Here is a 17,106-nt window from a genome sequence, read left to right as displayed (position 1 = left end):
TCTATATAAAATTAACTAAAGAATCCCTCTTGCAAAAGTTACCCTAAAAAGAGGGGAGGTTGATTTCCATTTCGGTCCGGACGCTTTCCGCGGGAAGCTTTTCTCTGTAGCGAAAGGCGCAGCCGTCAGCTACACTCGCCTCCCCTTCATTCCAATCAACACTTTCTATTCAAGTTTATACTAATATAATCCCTAATTATTTCCTTCTAAATATAAAGTTTATTTCAGATGTTCGAATCATATATTACCTAGCTAATTCAACACTAAAATCTATCTTGTCATACATTCTTGCTTGCATAAAATGTTGTTTGAACTCACTTTTACAGCATGTTTTTAGTCCCTTAAAAGTATCAACCATGCATAATGATTGTATAATTACCTCTCCTCTATCTAAATAAGAATGGATTTTTTTCTAAGGGGTGAAAATCTAATTAGAATAACGCCGCCTTGCACAAAGCACAAAGATGAGTCGTACAGATTTGTGCTACAAAGCTGTGTGACTCATGTGCTTAGCCAGCCTAAACAAGCACACACTTTATTAGAAAGCTTACATTAAAAGGTTAGGATTTTTTTCTTAACTTATATACGTTACCAACTTATTATGTATTGCTTCAATGGAAAAAAGGTATAGAAAAACATATCGTTTCTCTACACCTCTATTATATTACATTTCTTTTGCTGTTTTGACAGATTTAGCTTGTTCTCGCTTTTCACGCCATAAACGTGATTTATAAACGATTAAAATTAAGGCTGCTACAATCAAACCTTCAATCATCGGTAAAAATAGAGCTAAGAAAGTTAATACGATACAACCTAAAAATAGGAATGTATAAATGACCACATTTCTACCGATTGAAAGCTTTTTGGCAAAACCTAATTTATAAACAATTGCTGACATAAGGAACACGATAATAAACGTTGCATACCCGGCTATATCATAGGCTACATTATAGCTTGGCAAATTTTCATATAAAAATCTTGTAATTCCAGACATACGTTCAAAAACGCGATCTTTTTCATCTAAATTTACAGTTGATGCAGATGCTAATACTAAATTTAATGCGCTACTTGTTACAGCCATCATATTCAACATCATTCATCCTTCCCCTATTTACGCCAATTATCCTTCTAATTCAGCGTTTTTCTTCTTTTTAGCAACGCGTTCACGTTCGTTTTTATCTAAAATTTGTTTACGTAAACGAATCGATTCTGGTGTTACTTCTAGGTACTCATCATCACCTAAATATTCTAATGCTTCTTCAAGCGTTAAAATACGAGGCTTTTTAATGACATTCGTTTGGTCTTTGTTCGCTGAGCGGATATTTGTTTTTTGTTTCATTTTAACAACGTTTACTGTAATATCGCCGTCACGGTTGTTTTCACCAACAATCATACCCTCGTATACTTCAGTACCTGGCTCGATAAATAATGTACCACGGTCCTCAATACCCATCATACCGTAAGTAGTTGACTTACCATTTTCCATAGATACTAACACACCTTGGTGACGTCCACCAACTTTACCAGTAACAACTGGTTGGTAAGAATCGAATGTATGGTTAATAATACCGAAACCTTTTGTAATAGACATGAATTCAGTTGAATAACCGATTAAACCACGTGCTGGTACGCTGAAAATTAAACGTACTTGTCCAGAACCATTGTTTACCATATCTAACATTTCACCTTTACGCGTACCGATTGATTCAATAATTGAACCTACAGCATCTTCAGGAACATCGATTTGAACGCGCTCAATTGGCTCACATTTTACGCCATCGATTTCGCGAATGATTACTTGTGGTTTAGACACTTGTAATTCATAACCTTCACGACGCATATTTTCGATTAAGATCGATAAGTGAAGCTCACCACGACCTGAAACTGTCCATGCATCCGGAGAATCTGTATCTTCTACACGTAAAGATACGTCCGTTTGTAATTGTGAACGTAAACGATCTTCAATTTTACGAGAAGTCACCCATTTACCCTCACGACCAGCGAATGGTGAGTTATTTACTAAGAACGTCATTTGTAAAGTTGGCTCATCAATACGTAGTGGTGTTAAAGCTTCTTGGTGTTCTGTTGGACAAACTGTTTCACCAACGTTGATGTCTTCCATACCAGAAACGGCAATTAAGTCACCAGCTTTAGCTGTTTGAACTTCTTCACGTTTAAGGCCGAAGAAACCAAAGATTTTTGAAACACGGAAGTTTTTCACTGAACCATCAAGCTTCATTAATGCAACTTGTTGTCCTACTGAAATCGTCCCACGGAATACGCGACCGACACCGATACGACCAACGAAATCATTATAATCAAGTAATGCTACTTGGAATTGTAATGGCTCGTCCGAATTGTCAACTGGCGCTGGAATTGTTTCAATAATTTTTTCAAATAAGCAGCTCATGTTCTCTTCTTGATCTGCAGGGTTATCGCTTAATGAAGCAGTACCGTTTACACCTGAAGCGTAAACTACTGGGAAATCTAATTGATCGTCTTCTGCACCAAGCTCGATGAATAATTCTAATACTTCGTCTACAACTTCTGCAGGACGAGCTGAATCTTTATCGACTTTGTTTACAACGACGATTGGTGTAATTTTTTGTTCTAAAGCTTTTTTTAGTACGAAACGAGTTTGAGGCATACAACCCTCATACGCATCGACAACTAGTACAACGCCATCTACCATTTTCAGGATACGTTCTACTTCACCGCCAAAGTCGGCGTGTCCAGGCGTATCAAGGATGTTGATACGTGTACCATTATAATTTACTGCTGTATTTTTCGCTAAAATCGTAATACCACGCTCGCGCTCAATATCACCTGAGTCCATTGCACGTTCTTCAACGCGCTCGTTCGAACGGAAAGTACCCGATTGTTTTAATAATTGGTCTACTAAAGTTGTTTTACCATGGTCAACGTGAGCAATAATCGCGATATTGCGAATGTCTTGACGTAAGTTTGTCATTGTTCCACTCCATATTCTTTTTTCTATTGTATAACTGTGATATTATAGCATAAGAAAGATCAATTGTCTTTTTGTAAGGAATAATATCATTTTTTGATCACATATATCGTTAAGATTGGAGGTTAATATCGAATGAATAAAGCAAAAGCAGTGATGTTCATCTATGCCCTTTCTGCTATACTTTCAATGGTTGCCATCGGCTTTTCCGTTTCACTTGTATTTATAACTGGAACTGAATACGATATGATCGGTATTATCGGAATTATCGTTGGTATTATTGCCATGTGTGCCATTTTCGGTTTAGGATTTGTAACGAAAAGTAAATTTAGAAATCAAGGCTTACTATAGAAAACTTCGGCGCAATTAGCGCCGAAGTTTTTTACTTTTCTTCTATATATTGATCCAAAATCAGTTGATGTATGCATGGATTGGCGATTAAAAATGTATCGGTCGTTAAATAATCAAAGTCATCCCCATTAAAGTTCGTCGCAATCGCACCAACTTCTTTTGCGATGATCGTTCCCCCACCAATATCCCAAGGTGCTAGTCGCATCGAAATATAAGCATCTAGCTTACCACTGACAACAAAAGCAATTTCCATCGCAGCCGAACCGTATGACCGTGTACCACGAACTGTGCGAACTAAATCAATAATTTTTTCATGATTAATTTTACTATTTGGTGTAACCCAATTGGCGTTAATTCCGATAACTGCTTCGTTAATGTTTAACGGTTGTAATTTGCGAAGTGGCGAGTCATTGTACCATGCCCCTTCCCCTGCAATTGCATAAAACAAATCTTCCCGCATGACATCATATATGTACCCTAAAACGCCAACCCCATCAACAAATATACCGATTGAAATCATAAAATGACGATGTTGCTTCACGAAATTCATCGTGCCATCTATTGGATCGATAATCCAAACGACACCTTCTAGGCTATTTACCTTTTCCCCCATTCCTTCCTCACCTAAAATTCGATGCGCTGAATTAAAGCTCTTAATTTGCTCAATAAAAAATAGTTCCGTCTCACGGTCAATATTCGTTACTAAATCATTCGCATTTGATTTTGTTTCAATTTCTATATCATACGTAAATGCAGCTCGTATTCTTTTCCCTGCTTCTAACAGTATTTTCTTAGCAAATTGATCTACATGTTTTACATCCATTATTTATCCACCTTCCAATCCATAAACCCAATTATTTTTACCGATTAAGCAATGATATGGTAACCGTTATAAATATCCTTATTATAGCAAAAAATCACTTGCTCAATGTAAAAAAAGCAAGTGATTTTTCATTTCAGATATTTTTTTTTGTTACGCATATGCATGTAATCCATTTAACTCCTCTTGAATCTCTACTAAACGCTTCTTAGATTTATCCATTTCATTTTTATCATCTTCATTCATTGCCACGTATAAAGAAGCTAGTTCATAATCCATTTCTAATAATAATACCTCTTCGTATTGCTTTTCAATATCCACTTTGCGTATAATTTTAATCATCTGTTTCATAAAATATCACTTCCTTAGTCTTTTTTTTACTTTTTTCATTTGGATTAGTTCATGGCTCCATTCGATAAAATCTCGACTTTCTTTTATCCTAAATTACGATTGAAGCTCGTCAACTTTCCTCACTATAAAAAAAAGTTTCCCTTAATAGATTTTTTCCCAAAAATGAATGAAAATAAACATCATTATTGAAAGGAGTTTTTAATTTTGACTAAAGTAAAATGGCATCCAAACGACTTCCAAGTTTTTGAAATTAACGGATTAGATGAACGAATGGAGGCTTTAACGACACAAATTAGACCTAAATTCCATACATTAGGTGAATTCTTTTCAGCCTATTTCAGTACACAAACGGGTGACGAATTTTTTGCACATGTAGCAAAGCATGCACGCCGCACAGTAAATCCTCCAAAAGATTCTTGGGTGGCATTTGCACCGTATAAACGCGGCTATAAAGCTTTACCCCACTTCCAAATTGGTTTATGGGGTACACATGTATTTATCGTGGTGGCAGTCATTTACGAAGCACCACACAAGCAAGAAATGGCAACTCGCCTCCTAGAACACATGGATATTTTCGATCAATTGCCCGATGATTTCATTATTTCAGGTGATCATATGGCACCTGACGCGATTCCCCTTATGACAGCCCGCGATGAAAAACTAAGACAACTTCTTGTTCGTCTCCATGATGTAAAAAAAGGCGAATTTTTAATCGGCCGTCATATCCTAGCAGAAGATGCAGTAGAAATGTCTGCTGAACAATTTATGCAATTGACGGAACAAACCTTCGATGAATTAATGCCCGTTTATAATGCCATCATAGGCAGATAAATTGCGCCTTGGCGTTATTTTCAAGCAGCGATTGGACGCCCATTAAAGAAGCTAAGCTCAAATCCATTCCTCAATATAATTGTAGGATAAGGGCCATAACATCTGCTGTTTGAAAATAAAGTGTCTATATTATTAATATGTACAATTAGCTAACAAACATTCCAGTCATTTGAATGTTTGTTATTTTTATTTTTTTATTCCTCATAAAAAAATAAAACGCACCATAAACTTTAAGGTTAACCTTAAAGTTTACGAAACGTTTTGTTTACGACTATTATGTTTTATTTCATTCGAACAATTTGCCCATCTTCTAATTCTTTTGCTAATTTCACGACGCGATATGGAATATATGTGCTTGCTTCTTCAAATTCACGGCAAATCGTTTTTTCCTCTGCTTGTGAAGGAACGATTTCCTTAAATCGTTTATAGCGTGCCATCATTACTTCGCGCTTTATTCCTTTTTCGTACACCTGTTCTACCGCTTCAAAAAAATGAACGACATCCACCATTTCTTGTGTTGACCAATCTGTTGATAGTGGGTATGAATATTCCATAATATTTTACCTGCCTTTTCTTTTACTGCTTTCATTTTATACGGATGTTCTTCTCTTCTGCAACCATCTGCCAAATCAACCGCTTTATAGTTGAAATTTCTTGCAGCACTACTGTAGAGCAATTATCCCATGTATCCCATACTCGTAATTTCAATAATTTGAAATATTTATATAGTCAGCAAGTTTAATAGGTGCTATAATTCACTTGTTTTTAATTTCTTACAGTGGATGTTTGAACACCCACCGAAAGAAGTTAGACATTCTGGACGCAATTATGCCTCGGCATAATTGATAAAATTCTATAGAGTGAGGTGGTACCTGCGTTGTCACAATTAGAGACTCCTTTGTTCGATGCACTACTAAAACATCGTAACAGACATCCTATTCAGTTCCATATCCCAGGTCATAAAAAAGGACAAGGAATGGACCCAGCCTATCGTGAATTCATAGGCGACAACGTTTTATCAATCGATTTAATTAATATTGCTCCACTAGATGATTTACATTCTCCAAAAGGTGTTATTATGGAAGCGCAAAAACTTGCTGCTGAAGCCTTTGGAGCTGATCATACATTTTTTTCCGTGCAAGGTACTAGTGGCGCCATCATGACGATGATTTTAACCGTCGTCGGTCCAGGCGATAAAATTATAGTACCGCGGAATGTACATAAATCCATTATGTCTGCAATTGTTTTTGCAGGAGCGATTCCGATCTTTATTCACCCTGAAGTAGATAGTGAGCTCGGTATTTCGCATGGAATTTCACCTGAATCAGTGGAACGTGCGCTGACAAAGTATCCAGATGCAAAAGCGGTACTTGTCATTAATCCAACTTATTTTGGCTTCGTCGCCGATTTAAAACGCATTATTGACATAGCCCATTCAAAAAATATTCCTGTTGTCGTCGATGAAGCACATGGTGTTCATATTAAGTTCCATGATGATTTGCCTTTATCCGCGATGCAGGCCGGTGCAGATATGGCTGCAACAAGCGTCCATAAGCTAGGTGGCTCGATGACAGGCAGCTCAGTACTTAATGTCAAAGAGGGGCTCGTATCCGCTAAGCGCGTTCAAGCGGTCTTCTCAATGCTCACAACGACATCTACTTCTTACCCATTACTTGCTTCACTTGATACAGCACGTCGTCAATTAGCTGTTCATGGACAAGAATTATTAGATGAGGCTATTCGTTTAGCAAAAAATGCCCGAAAACGTATTAACACAATCCCACATTTACACTGTGTAGGACGTGAGAGATTAGGCTCATCAGCAACATATGATATGGATCCTTTAAAGCTGTTAATTAGCGTGAAAGATTTAGGCATTACAGGTCATATAGCCGAAGAATGGCTACGTCACAATGCCAATTTAGAGGTGGAGTTATCCGACCTTTACAATATTTTATGCGTTGTAACATTAGGAGATTCTAAAAAAGAAATTAACCTATTAATTCATGCATTAAATCGTATGTCTCAAACTTTTGATTCAGAAGCAACCATTACGGAAGCTAATGTAAACATCCCTGAGATTCCAGCACTGGCTATGACGCCTCGTGATGCTTTTTACGCACCAACCGAAAGCATTCCACTTAAAGAAGCTGAAGGCTATATTTGTGCAGAATTCATTATGGTCTACCCTCCTGGAATCCCGATTTTTATTCCCGGGGAAATAATTACGCAAGATAATATTAATTTCATCTTGATGAATATCGAGGCTGGATTACCTGTACAAGGACCAGAAGATGATTCATTAAAAAATATACGTGTCATTAAAGAACGCAAAGCAATTTATTGATGCAAAAAGTGCAATTCTTTTTTAGAATTGCACTTTTCCACATTCATTATAAAAATAAAAAGACAACTAACGGGATGATAAACGCACCAAATACTGCGCTCAACCCCATTGCTAACGAACCGATTGATAAATCCTCTTCACCGTATTCCTTAAGCTTTGTTAAGCCTACTCCATGCGAGGCACTTCCCATCGCAACACCACGACTAATTGCAGAATTTATATTAAAAACTTTAAATACTGTCGAGCCTAAAAAAGCGCCTGTAAACCCAGCAATCATGACCAAAACAACGGTTAACGGCGGGATACCTGAAACAGATTCACTGACTTGCATGGCAACTGGTGTTGTTAATGATTTCGGTAAGGCCGTTAATATAAAGGATTCCTCCGCACCGCTTAATTTCAAAAGGGTAAACACACTTGCCACCCCTGCGCATAATGCAAATACAATACTTATTAAAATCGAATATTTATATTTAAAAATAATTTCACGCTGTGTATACAATGGAAATGCTAATGCCACTACTGCCGGACCAAGCATTTTTGAAATCCATTGTCCCCCTACCATATAAGTTTCATATGGAATATTAAACACAAGCAATACAATAATAACCGTGCATGTCGCAGTTAAAATCGGCAGCAATAACGGATGGCCCACTTTTAAATACAGCTTATTAAACGCGATAAATAGCAGCACCGTACTAACTATTATGGCTAACACTTGAAGTAGTTGAAGCATTTTTCTCCTCCTCCTGACCCATTTCACGCTTTTCTATGTATTGGCTTACTTTTCCCGTAACAATGATCGTAAATAGCGTGCTTAAAATAACAGCAAGCATTAAAATCGCACCTGCTTTTGTTAGCAATTCCGGATAATTAATGATGGCAACTGTTGAAGGTATAAAAAATAAAGTTAAAAATGCGAGCAAAAGATTTGCACCCTTTTGAACATGCTGTACCTTGATGAGTTTGAAGTAAAGCGATAACCATAATAAAAGTAACCCAATGATACTTCCAGGAATAATAATGCCCGTCACTTTAACTATTGCCACCCCTAGCAAATAGTACAATGTTAAAATACCGACTTGCGCAATCGTTCGAATAATATTCATGATTCTCTCCCCCTCATTAACCTCCATTTTACGTCCGCTCAAATATTCTGTCTATTGTTATTTTCAGACTTCAAACAACACGTTTCCAATTTCAATGTAAAAAAACACAAAAGCATCTACTCTACCTTTGTGTTCCATCTCTTATTTATAGAATTCGATAACATTACCATTTCCGTCGCATAGGATAAATCTTTTACACACGGTGATGATCTGCTCGCCACGTTTGAATGGCTTTTTTAATGTCCGCTGACGATAGATTTTCCACTACCGCACGCTCTACTAGATTGACAAACTCTTCATCCGATGCAAAACGTAATGCAATCAACTGCTGTGTCGTAACACGTTCGTCAATACGCTTGTTCGTGAGCATATAATAACGCAATTGCTCTTCCGTCCGAATTAAGCGATCCTGTAGCGTGAGTGCATAAATACGCGCTAACATACCTGGAATAATCGCAAGTAACACCGCGCCTAATAAAATAAGCAGCACAATAGAAAACGTCCCTTTCACAGCACTAGATATTATGTATATGACAGTAGACAAAAGCAATATTGCACTTAATGGCAACCAGATGAAATGCTGCAATGGCTGAAAACGTGTATGATTCTTTGCGGATTGTTGTTTCATTTCTCCACCCCCTATACCTATATGGGTATTATACTGAAACATGTGACGCAAAGCGATTATTCTGTTTAGAATACTTTTAATTGAATCTAAAAGTACCCGATAGGATAAACTTTTTCAAGTTCTATTCTACCGAGTACATTTTTTATTACTTTAAATTATTTTGTTACGATGTGAATTGGGTTGCCTAGTAATACTTCAGCAGCTTCCATCGTAATTTCACCTAATGTTGGGTGAGCATGGATTGTTAATGCGATATCTTCAGCCGTCATACCAGCTTCGATTGCAAGACCCATTTCAGCGATCATATCTGATGCACCAGCACCAACGATTTGAGCACCTACTAATAAACCATCCTCTTTACGTGCAACTAGCTTCACGAAGCCATCTGTTTCGTTTAACGCTAATGCACGACCGTTTGCTGCGAATGGGAATTTAGCAGCTTTTACTTCTAAACCTTCAGCTTTTGCTGATTCTTCAGAGTAACCTACTGTTGCCATTTCTGGACTAGTGAAGCATACTGCTGGAATTGCTAAGTAATCCACTACTGATGGTTCACCAGCGATTACTTCTGCAGCTACTTTACCTTCATAAGAAGCTTTATGAGCTAATTGTGGACCTGATACGATATCACCGATTGCAAAAATGTTTGATAAAGAAGTACGGCATTGTTTGTCTACTTCTAATAAACCACGCTCTGCATATTTGATACCGATTTCTTCTAAGCCCATTTCATCCGTATTTGGACGACGACCTACAGTTACTAATACGTAATCTGCTTCAACTTTCTTCTCTTCGCCAGCTACTTCATAAGTAACGATTACGCCATTTTCGTTTTCTTCAACACCTTTAGCAGATGCGTTTACTGCAATTTCAACGCCCTTCTTTTTAAGGCCTTTTTTAACGATTTGCGTCATTTGTTTTTCGAAACCAGCTAAGATGTCTTTGCCGCCTTCGATGATTGTTACTTGTGAACCTAGGTTTGCATAAGCAGAACCTAACTCCGTACCAATGTAACCGCCACCAATTACAACCAACTTACCAGGTACTTCTGGGAATGATAATGCACCCGTTGAGCTTACTACGCGCTCAGTGAATTTGAATGTTGGAATCTCGATTGGACGAGAACCTGTTGCTAAAATAGCATTTTTAAACGTATATGTTTGTGCATGCTCGCCATCGATTACACGTACAGTGTTGGCATCAACAAAATACGCTTCCCCTTTAACGATATCCACTTTATTACCTTTTAGTAAACCTTCAACGCCGCCTACTAATTTCTTAACAACGCCATCTTTAAATGCTTGCGCTTTAGACCAGTCAAGCTTAACGTTTGAAGTTACGACACCCATATCATCTGAATGTTGTGCATTTTCAAAGCGGTGACCTACTGAGATTAATGCTTTTGATGGAATACATCCAACGTTTAAGCAAACGCCCCCTAATTGGCCTCTCTCAACGATCGTTACTTTTTGTCCTGTTTGTGCTGCACGAATTGCTGCTACATATCCTCCTGGACCTGAACCTACTACAAGTGTATCTAATTCGATTGGGAAATCTCCTACTACCATTTTTTCTACGCCTCCATTAATAATAAGTCTGGCTCACTTAGCAAACGTTTTAAATGATTTAAAGCATTTTGCGCAGTTGCCCCATCGATCATGCGATGATCAAAGCTCAATGACAATGCTAACACATGTGCGGCTACAATTTCACCATTTTTTATTACCGGTTTCTCTGAAATACGTCCAATTCCTAAAATTGCGACTTCAGGATGGTTAATTACTGGCGTAAACCATTGCCCACCTGCTGAACCAATATTTGTAATTGAAATGGATGCACCTTTCATTTCTGCAGGTGCTAATTTACCTTCACGAGCTTTTACCGCAAGTTCATTAATTGCTGTTGATAGTCCAAAAACAGACTGACGATCTGCATGTTTAATAACTGGAACTAACAATCCTTTTTCAGTATCAGCAGCAATACCTATATTATAGTAATGTTTCTGAATAATTTCCTGTGTTGCATCATCTAATGAACGGTTGAATTCAGGATATTTGCGCAATGTCGAGATTAATGCCTTCACAACATACGGTAAAAACGTTAATTTAACACCTTGCTCTGCAGCAATATCTTTGAATTTTTTACGATGAGCCACTAAAGCCGTTACATCTACTTCATCCATTAACGTAACATGTGGCGCTGTTTGTTTTGAATGTACCATTGCTTTTGCAATCGCTCTGCGAATACCGCTCATTTTTTCACGTGTTTCAGGGAACTCACCTTCAAGCACTACTGGCGCGGCTTGCTTCGTTTCTTCTGCTTGTTCGTGAACTGCAACGTTTTCTTCAGAAGGTGCTACCTCTTCACCGCCACCTGCTAAGAAGTTTTCAATATCCTCTTTTAACACACGACCATTTTTTCCTGTACCGCTTACTAGCTGAATTTCTACACCTTTTTCACGTGCATATTTACGTACAGATGGCATTGCAATAATGCGCTGTGAAGAACTTGCGTCTGCTTTAACTACTTCTTTTGGTGTTTCTTCTTTTTTCACTTCTTGTCCAGCTTCAGCAGTCGCTTGCACTTGCGCTTCTGTTTTAGCTGATTCATTTGCATCGTGGTGTTCGTCACCTTTCAGCTTTAAGTCTTCATAGCCAGGTGCATCAAAGCGAATCAATGCATCACCTACTATGGCAACAGTACCTTCTGCTACAAAAATTTCTTCAACCGTTCCTTCAACAGGAGATGGGATTTCTACTACAGCTTTATCGTTCTGAACTTCTGCTAAAATATCGTCCTCTTTTACTTGGTCTCCCGGTTTAACGAACCACTTCACTACTTCTCCTTCATGTATACCTTCACCGATATCTGGTAAACGAAACGTAAACGCCATTTATCTCACCTTCAATTCTTAGAATGTTAGTACTTTCTTCGCCGTTTCCATTACATCTTTATACGTTGGTAACCATACACCTTCTGCTTGAGGGAATGGATAAATTGTATCTGGCGCTGCTACACGTAATACAGGCGCCTCTAAAGATAAAATCGCACGCTCTGTAATTTCCGAAACGACATTAGCCGCAATCCCTGCTTGTTTTTGTGCTTCTTGAACAACGATTGCACGTCCTGTTTTTTCTACAGAGGCAATAATTGTTTCGATATCTAATGGTTGGATCGTACGTAAATCAATTACTTCAACTGAGTAACCTTCTTTTTCAAGTTCTTCTGCCGCTTTTAAGCTTTCGTGAACCATTAAACCGTATGCAATAATTGATAAATCTTTACCTTCACGCTTAACATCGGCTTTACCAATTTCAATTGTATATGCTTCTTCCGGAACTTCTTCACGGAATGAACGATATAATTTTAAATGCTCTAAGAAAATTACTGGGTCATTATCACGAATAGAGGCAATTAATAAACCTTTCGCGTCATATGGAGTTGATGGAATAACAACTTTTAATCCAGGTTGTTGCGCCATTAATCCTTCTAATGAATCCGAGTGCATTTCAGGTGTGTGAACGCCACCACCAAATGGAGAACGAATCGTTACTGGTGCATTGTACGTACCACCTGAACGGTAACGCATACGCGCAAGCTGACCGCTAATTGAGTCCATCACTTCATATACAAATCCAAAGAATTGAATTTCAGGAACTGGTCGATAACCTGTTAAAGCTAAACCAATCGCTAAACCACCAATACCAGACTCTGCAAGTGGTGTATCAAAAACGCGCTCTACGCCAAATTCCTTTTGAAGACCTTCTGTTGCACGGAAAACCCCACCGTTTACACCAACATCTTCACCGAATACTAAAACATTTTCATCATTTTTCATTTCGCAGCGTAATGCGTCTGTAATTGCTTGAATCATCGTCAATTGTGCCATGGCTTATTTCGACTCCTTCTCTTTGAAAATTGCATATTGCTCTTTTAAGTTATATGGCATATCACTTGCGTACATGTTGTCCATTAACTCTGTCACCTTTTGCTTCGGTGCTTGGTCTGCTTGCTTAATCGCTTCTTTAATTTCTTCTTTTGCACGCTCAATAACTGCTTCTTCCTTTTGCTCATCCCATAAACCTTTTGCTTCTAGGAAGTTACGGAAGCGAATTAACGGATCTTTCGCTGCCCATTCATTGTCCGTATCCGAATTACGGTAACGTGTTGGATCATCTCCAGCCATCGTATGCGGACCATAACGGTAACACATTGTTTCGATTAGCGTTGGACCTTCTCCAGCAACTGCTCGATCACGTGCATCTTTTGTTGCTACATAAACCGCTAACGGGTCCATCCCATCAACTAATACAGACGGAATACCAGCGGCAATCCCTTTTTGCGCAATTGTTTTCGCAGCTGTTTGTAATTCACGAGGTGTAGAAATCGCGAATTGGTTATTTTGTACGATGAAGATTGCTGGTGATTTGAAGGCACCTGCAAAGTTAATTCCTTCATAGAAGTCCCCTTGTGAAGATCCACCGTCACCTGTATATGTGATTGCAACTGATTTTGAACCACGTTTTTGCAAGCCTAGTGCAACACCTGCAGTTTGAATATACTGTGCACCAATAATAATTTGCGGCGCTAAAATATTGACACCCTCAGGTACTTGGTTTCCAATGAAATGTCCGCGGCTAAATAAAAACGCTTTCGACAATGGAAGTCCGTGCCATATAAGTTGAGGTACATCACGGTAACCTGGTAAAATCCAGTCTTCTTTTTCTAAAGCAAAATGCGATGCTAATTGTGATGCTTCTTGACCTGCAGTAGGTGCGTAAAATCCTAAACGTCCTTGACGGTTCAACGAAATTGAGCGCTGATCCAAAATACGTGTATATACCATTCGAGTCATTAACTCTACTAATTCTTCATCTGATAAGTTAGGCATTGCCGCTTCATTTACAACTTCGCCTTTTTCATTTAATATTTGGAACATTTCGAACTTCGCTTCAATCTCTTGCAAAGTTCCAGTTGGGTTGAATTGATTCATCATTTTTTCATTCATGTAGTACATCCCCTTCAAACTGTATTAAGAAACTTTATAAATACATTAGTACAATACCTTATAAATTTGAGTATAAAGAATAAAATCCTATCGGTCAATCATTATTTACCTACAAATTAGACGTTTTCTTTTTAGAATTTCAAATTATAACAGTTCACCTATCTGTTATACATCCACCATCACTCTGTACTATAATAGTTTATTTTCCCAGGATTCATTCCCTTCTTTAGCTCTCACTGTACGGATAATTTACATCGCGTTCTTCCCTCTATTCCAACCAACTTATAATTTAATTCAGCAAAAGTCTCCTACTACTATCGAATTAAGTTATGCCCCAGTGGATGTCACAGATTTTTTAAAGGAATTTTTCGAGAAAGCTCGAGAAAAATCTGGACGCAATTACGACGAGGCGTCGTAATTGATTAATTCTACTTTCAATACCATGCCCATTTGTCCATTTCTTTACACTTTATTTTCAAGTATCATTCGATTAAATTTCCTGTGAATGTTATTTTATTGCCGGTATTTTTCCATACGAACGTTAAGACGATTGGTGTATACTATTAACTATAAGTAATAATCGAAAGGAAGTTTCACATGATTTTAATGGAAAATATTATCCGCGATGGTCATCCAACATTGCGTACACGAGCTGAAGATTTTACGTTTCCACTTTCTGCGGAAAATAAAAAACTAGCTGGAGATATGCTGCAATATTTAATTAATAGCCAAGATGAAGACATGGCAGAAAAATATGGTTTACGCGGTGGAATTGGCTTAGCGGCGAATCAAGTAAATTGTCTTAAGCGAATGTTTGCACTTCATTTAGAAGACGAACATGGAGAGCAATTAAGCTTCGTCGCATGCAACCCGAAGATTGTGAGCCATTCAGTCGAACAAACTTACCTTACAAATGGTGAGGGGTGCTTATCAGTAGATCGCGCTATCCCCGGTTACGTTCCGCGCTATTCTCGTATTACGGTAAAATTTATGACCGTTGATGGTGAAGAAAAGAAAATGCGTTTATCTGGATTGCCAGCAATTGCATTTCAACATGAACTCGATCATTTAAATGGTGTTCTGTTTTACGATCGCATTAATGCAAAAGATCCATTTGCAGAAATTGAAAATAGCACACCTTTTGGAAGAGATTAATTCTCCCAAAATTAAATGTCTTTATTATAGAAGACGCTCCTCGCGCTATTTAGCATGAGGGGCGTCTTTTTAGCTATTAAATAAGGTTTAATTGTTTCATCGCAAACGCTAAACCATCCTCATCTACATGCTTTGTAATAATCGAAGCAGCTGCTTTTGCTTTTTCATGGCTATTTCCCATCGCTACACCGATTCCAACACCACCTAGCATTTCAACATCATTCAAGCCATCACCAAACGCAACGGTATTTTCCATTGTAACGTTCAAATGTTCAATCAACTTTTGAATCCCTCTCGATTTTGAACCTTCTCTCGGCAATATATCACATGAAAATTGATGCCATCTAATAAATTGGACATTTGGAAATTGTTTTTCGTACAGTTCCTGCTCATGCTGTTCTGCAAATAATAATGTTTGATAAACTGGATTTTGTGAATAATAGTTTGCATCAATCTTTGGATATGGATAATGAAGCGTATTCAAACTTTCTTCAATAGATAAATATTTATCTTTTGAAGCAATCATTTCCTTTTCATTTAAAAAGACAAACGGATGGTTTTGAGTCTCTCCAAAAGCAATTATTTTTTTTAGCTCATCCTTTGCAATTTGGTCTGTATAAATAACTTCTCCTTTATGCACAACATATTGGCCATTAAACGTAATATATGTATCAATTTCAAGTTCCTCTAGTAAGTCTTGAATCATAAAAGGTGCACGCCCTGTTGCAATAGCAATTTCATGCCCATTTTCACGTGCTTTAAAAAGAGCTTCCTTCGCAGATTTTGGTAACTCTTTTCGTGAATTATATAACGTGCCGTCTACATCAAAAAATAGTATCTTTTTCATTGTTTTTCTTCCTCACTTTTTTAATAGTCTATTTACAAATGAAAGAATATTCTGTATAATGATTTTAAGGAGTGATGACCTATGTTAAAACGTCTCAAAAAGAAGTTCTTGAAACAGTTAAAAGGCGTCCTCGGTAAAAAATTAATTGCCTAAAAATTTATACGATTCATGGCGCACCTCATTTTGGAGTTGCGCCATTTTTTTACGTCTAAAATCCTTCGGGGTTTGAAGCCCCACTGAATAGATTTGCCAATTTGGCATTCATCCCCACGTATAGTAGTAGGGGACTTCTGTACCTATCGCTTTGCTTTCGGTATAAATGAATTTGCTGAATCAAGTTAAATATTTCTTCTCAAATGTAAAGGAAATTGATGGGCTTTTCTTTATTTTAAAGGACTCGCGTGATAAGATAAAGGAAATGCATTTTTTCTATTATAGAAGTGCAATAATTATGTTCGTAACTAAAGGAGAGTAACTATGATTTACAAAGTGTATTATCAAGAAAACATCAATGACATTCCAGTTCGCGAAAACACAAAAACTCTTTATTTAGAGGCTTCTTCTGAACGTGAAGTTCGTCACTACTTAAAAGACCGTAACTATAACATCGAGCTTGTTCAACTATTAGAAGGTAACTACCTTGAGTATGAACAAGCAAGCCCTAATTTCACTGTGGAGAACGCTTAATTCT

Annotated in this window: 18 protein-coding genes; 5 read left to right on the top strand and 13 right to left on the bottom strand. The window is 37.6% G+C overall.

What is annotated here, in order from left to right; genetic code table 11:
* Positions 1–664: 664 nt before the first annotated feature.
* A complete protein-coding gene (locus MHI10_RS04090) occupies positions 665–1,096 on the bottom strand; it encodes a YlaH-like family protein (protein ID WP_340783206.1) in 432 nt (143 codons plus the stop codon).
* A 24-nt stretch (positions 1,097–1,120) separates the two neighbouring features.
* Complete coding sequence (gene typA, locus MHI10_RS04085) at positions 1,121–2,971, bottom strand: translational GTPase TypA (protein WP_340783204.1); 1,851 nt, start codon at positions 2,969–2,971, stop codon at positions 1,121–1,123.
* Between the two features lie 132 nt (positions 2,972–3,103).
* Here typA and MHI10_RS04080 point away from each other — a divergent pair, with 132 nt between their 5' ends.
* Entirely contained in the window at positions 3,104–3,319 is a 216-nt protein-coding gene (locus tag MHI10_RS04080; protein WP_340783203.1) for a DUF5325 family protein, read from the top strand.
* Positions 3,320–3,350: 31 nt separating this feature from the next.
* On the opposite strand, the gene MHI10_RS04075 is transcribed toward MHI10_RS04080, so the two are convergent.
* Together MHI10_RS04075 and MHI10_RS04070 are read right to left on the bottom strand one after the other, a co-directional pair.
* Complete coding sequence (locus MHI10_RS04075; RefSeq protein WP_340783202.1) at positions 3,351–4,142, bottom strand: inositol monophosphatase family protein; 792 nt, start codon at positions 4,140–4,142, stop codon at positions 3,351–3,353.
* A gap of 150 nt (positions 4,143–4,292) precedes the next feature.
* Positions 4,293–4,490, bottom strand: coding sequence for a hypothetical protein (locus MHI10_RS04070; RefSeq protein WP_340783198.1), 198 nt, complete (start codon positions 4,488–4,490; stop codon positions 4,293–4,295).
* 204 nt (positions 4,491–4,694) lie between these two features.
* On the opposite strand from MHI10_RS04070, the gene MHI10_RS04065 reads away from it, so the two are divergent.
* Positions 4,695–5,321: a YktB family protein gene (locus tag MHI10_RS04065; protein ID WP_340783197.1), complete on the top strand. Its 627-nt coding sequence runs from the start codon at positions 4,695–4,697 to the stop codon at positions 5,319–5,321.
* 281 nt (positions 5,322–5,602) lie between these two features.
* Here the strand turns inward: MHI10_RS04065 and MHI10_RS04060 are convergent, their stop codons facing one another.
* A complete protein-coding gene (locus tag MHI10_RS04060) occupies positions 5,603–5,875 on the bottom strand; it encodes a UPF0223 family protein (RefSeq protein ID WP_340783195.1) in 273 nt (90 codons plus the stop codon).
* A 323-nt stretch (positions 5,876–6,198) separates the two neighbouring features.
* Between MHI10_RS04060 and MHI10_RS04055 the strand changes: the two genes are divergently transcribed.
* On the top strand, positions 6,199–7,668 hold the full coding sequence (locus MHI10_RS04055; RefSeq protein WP_340783193.1) for an aminotransferase class I/II-fold pyridoxal phosphate-dependent enzyme: 1,470 nt from the start codon (positions 6,199–6,201) through the stop codon (positions 7,666–7,668).
* A 46-nt stretch (positions 7,669–7,714) separates the two neighbouring features.
* On the opposite strand, the gene MHI10_RS04050 is transcribed toward MHI10_RS04055, so the two are convergent.
* From MHI10_RS04050 to pdhA, 7 genes are all read right to left on the bottom strand, one after another.
* Positions 7,715–8,404, bottom strand: a complete 690-nt coding sequence (locus MHI10_RS04050; RefSeq protein WP_340783191.1) for an LrgB family protein — start codon at positions 8,402–8,404, stop codon at positions 7,715–7,717.
* The gene (locus MHI10_RS04045; RefSeq protein WP_340783190.1) at positions 8,367–8,777 is read right to left on the bottom strand and encodes a CidA/LrgA family holin-like protein; all 411 of its coding nucleotides are present in this window, start codon (positions 8,775–8,777) and stop codon (positions 8,367–8,369) included. Before MHI10_RS04045 ends, MHI10_RS04050 begins: the two co-directional genes overlap by 38 nt.
* Positions 8,778–8,970: 193 nt before the next feature.
* The gene (locus MHI10_RS04040) at positions 8,971–9,405 is read right to left on the bottom strand and encodes a DUF6526 family protein (RefSeq protein WP_340783188.1); all 435 of its coding nucleotides are present in this window, start codon (positions 9,403–9,405) and stop codon (positions 8,971–8,973) included.
* A gap of 155 nt (positions 9,406–9,560) precedes the next feature.
* Positions 9,561–10,973, bottom strand: a complete 1,413-nt coding sequence (lpdA, locus tag MHI10_RS04035) for a dihydrolipoyl dehydrogenase (RefSeq protein ID WP_340783187.1) — start codon at positions 10,971–10,973, stop codon at positions 9,561–9,563.
* Positions 10,974–10,978: 5 nt separating this feature from the next.
* The gene (locus MHI10_RS04030; RefSeq protein WP_340783184.1) at positions 10,979–12,298 is read right to left on the bottom strand and encodes a dihydrolipoamide acetyltransferase family protein; all 1,320 of its coding nucleotides are present in this window, start codon (positions 12,296–12,298) and stop codon (positions 10,979–10,981) included.
* Positions 12,299–12,316: 18 nt separating this feature from the next.
* Positions 12,317–13,294 (bottom strand): alpha-ketoacid dehydrogenase subunit beta, encoded by a 978-nt coding sequence (locus MHI10_RS04025; RefSeq protein ID WP_340783183.1) that lies wholly within the window; start codon positions 13,292–13,294, stop codon positions 12,317–12,319.
* A 3-nt stretch (positions 13,295–13,297) separates the two neighbouring features.
* A complete protein-coding gene (pdhA, locus tag MHI10_RS04020) occupies positions 13,298–14,413 on the bottom strand; it encodes a pyruvate dehydrogenase (acetyl-transferring) E1 component subunit alpha (RefSeq protein WP_340783180.1) in 1,116 nt (371 codons plus the stop codon).
* A gap of 597 nt (positions 14,414–15,010) precedes the next feature.
* Here pdhA and def point away from each other — a divergent pair.
* Positions 15,011–15,568 carry a peptide deformylase gene (def, locus tag MHI10_RS04015; protein ID WP_340783178.1) on the top strand — a complete coding sequence of 186 codons (558 nt, stop codon included), beginning with the start codon at positions 15,011–15,013 and terminating at the stop codon, positions 15,566–15,568.
* Positions 15,569–15,644: 76 nt separating this feature from the next.
* Here the strand turns inward: def and MHI10_RS04010 are convergent, their stop codons facing one another.
* A complete protein-coding gene (locus tag MHI10_RS04010; protein ID WP_340783175.1) occupies positions 15,645–16,415 on the bottom strand; it encodes a Cof-type HAD-IIB family hydrolase in 771 nt (256 codons plus the stop codon).
* Between the two features lie 477 nt (positions 16,416–16,892).
* On the opposite strand from MHI10_RS04010, the gene MHI10_RS04005 reads away from it, so the two are divergent.
* The gene (locus tag MHI10_RS04005; RefSeq protein WP_340783173.1) at positions 16,893–17,102 is read left to right on the top strand and encodes a DNA-dependent RNA polymerase subunit epsilon; all 210 of its coding nucleotides are present in this window, start codon (positions 16,893–16,895) and stop codon (positions 17,100–17,102) included.
* Positions 17,103–17,106 lie beyond the last annotated feature (4 nt).

It is taken from the genome of Solibacillus sp. FSL K6-1523, from assembly GCF_038005225.1.
In the GTDB taxonomy this organism is placed as follows: Bacteria; Bacillota; Bacilli; order Bacillales_A; family Planococcaceae; genus Solibacillus.
This window is presented reverse-complemented; position numbering and strand designations above follow the sequence as displayed.